The sequence below is a fragment of the Variovorax sp. 01T439_2 genome (assembly GCF_056398445.1).
The window spans coordinates 1-2030 of the sequence record NZ_JBFTPJ010001013.1 but is presented as its reverse complement, the minus strand read 5'-3'; the positions used below and the strand labels follow the sequence as shown (position 1 = coordinate 2030).

2 protein-coding genes and 1 pseudogene are annotated in these 2030 nt (G+C 68.5%); all 3 read right to left on the bottom strand.

Annotated elements, in window-relative coordinates:
- A pseudogene (locus AC1DOC_RS31195) lies at positions 1 to 183 on the bottom strand (DUF2796 domain-containing protein); the annotation flags it as partial.
- Positions 180 to 1088, bottom strand: coding sequence for a sulfurtransferase (locus AC1DOC_RS31190; RefSeq protein WP_478080596.1), 909 nt, complete (start codon positions 1086 to 1088; stop codon positions 180 to 182). The gene AC1DOC_RS31190 and the pseudogene AC1DOC_RS31195, both read right to left, overlap by 4 nt.
- Positions 1089 to 1126: 38 nt before the next feature.
- Positions 1127 to 2030: DMT family transporter (locus AC1DOC_RS31185; RefSeq protein WP_478131278.1), on the bottom strand; the 904-nt coding region annotated here is incomplete at its 5' end.

Sequence of the window (2030 nt, the reverse complement as noted above, 5' to 3'; positions counted from 1 at the left end):
GTCCAGTGGCGATTCCATGTCGATCACCACCGTGGGTCCGTCGATCGCCACATCGAGCTTGAGCTGGCCGTGCACATGCGCATGCTGCTGCTGCGCCTGGGCGGAAAGAAAGGGGGCTGCGAACAGCGCCGCGGCCAATGCGAAGCCGGATGAAATGCGTCGTCGAAGTCGGGTCTTGCTCATGGTTCTGCGCCTTGCCGGGTCGGCAGCCCCGGCGTGTTGCTCCATTCGCTCCAGCTGCCGGCATAGAGCGCCGTCGTCCCAAGGCCCGCGATCTGCATCGCGAGCAGGTTGGGCACAGCGCTCACGCCGCTGCCGCATTGGTGGACGACCGTCGCCGGATCGCGTCCCGCGAGCAGCGCTTCGAACTCGGCGCGCAATTGCGATGCCGGCTTGAACTTGCCGTCGGGGCCGAGGTTCTCGGCGAAGGGCCGGTTCACAGCCCCGGGGATGTGACCCGCAATCGGGTCCAGAGGTTCCACCTCTCCGCGATAACGTGCGGCGGCACGCGCGTCGATCAGGTTCTGGTCAGGCTGGCCGAGCCGGCGCGCCACCACGTCGGTGGCCACGAGCTTCACCAGCGGCTCGCCCATCACGAAGTTCGACTGGAAGTGCGCGGGCTCCTCGCGGTTCGTGACTTCGCCGCCCGCGGCCTGCCAGGCCTGCAGGCCGCCGTCGAGCACGGCCACTGCATCGTGGCCCATCCACTTGAGCATCCACCAGAGCCGGCCGCAGTAGTTGGCGCCGTTGCGGTCGTACACCACGGCCTGCATGTCGTTGGAAAAGCCGATGCTCGACAGCCAGGCCGCGAACTTCTCGCGGCTGGGCAGCGGATGGCGCCCGCCCGAGGCCGGCACGCCGTCTTCCTGCGCGATGACCACGTCGCCCTGCGCGCCCGGCATGCCGTGCTTGGCGCTCAGTTCGGTGTCGAGGTTCGCGTACACCGCGCCCGGAATGTGGGCGGCGGCATATTGCTGCGCGCCGGCTTCGGGCTTCATGAGATCGAAGCTGCAGTCGAAGACCATGTGGGGCGCGTCGCCGGCCTGCAGCTGCTGGAGTTGTTCGACGCTGAGGAGGGTGGTGTACATGGCGGGGTTCCTTCGTTGTCGATGAGGGTCGATGCGGATCAGTGTTCTTCGGCCGGCGCCTTGGGCACTGCGCGCTGGCGCAGCACGGTGGCCGCGATGCCGCTCACGATGATGAGCGCCATGCCGGTCCAGCCGGCAGCGTCGATGCGGTCGTCGAACAGCACCACGCTGTACAACGCCGCAAAGATGATGCCGGAGTACTGCAGGTTGGCCACTACCAGCGTGCCGGCCTGCGTCTTGGCCGTGGCGTAGGCGCGCGTCATGCACAGCTGCCCGAGGGCCGCCAGAAGGCCGATCGGCAGCAGCCACAGCGCATGCTGCCACGTCCAGGAATTTCCGCCCGAAAACCCCGTGGCGGCCGTGGCAAAGGCGCCCGCCACCGCGGAGCCCACCGCGAAATAGAACACCGTGCGCAGCTCGGGTTCGCCGATGCGCGACAGCGCCACCACCTGCATGTAGGCAAAGGCGGCCGTGAGGCCCGACAGCAGGCCCAGCATTCCTGCGAAGCCGTCGCTGCCGCTGACCGTGGGCTTGAGCATCAGCACCACGCCGGCAAAGCCCGCGAGCACGGTCAGCGCGAGCGTGCCCTGCAGCGGCGGGCGCTCGATGCGGCCGTCGCGCCCGGGCACCGGCACCCAGGCCAGCAGCGCGCCGCCGACCAGGAAGGCCGCGATCCACACGCTGCTCATGTAGTTGAGCGTGACGGCCGTGGCCAGCGGCATGTGGGCAATGGCATAGAACCACGCACCCAGCGACACCACGCCGATGGTGCTGCGCCAGGCGTGCATGCCGGGGTAGCGGGTGGCCATGGAGACGCCGCGGTTGCGCGCCAGCAGCCACAGGAACACGATGCCGATCAGGCCGCGCCCGAGCACCATCTCGCCGCTGTTGAACCAGGCCGAGGCCACCTTGACGACCACGCTCATGGTGGCGAACAAAAAG

Bases quoted from the DNA above. Each gene is read 5' to 3' on its own strand.
- AC1DOC_RS31190 (WP_478080596.1), bottom strand. From the start codon at position 1,088: ATGTACACCACCCTCCTCAGCGTCGAACAACTCCAGCAGCTGCAGGCC.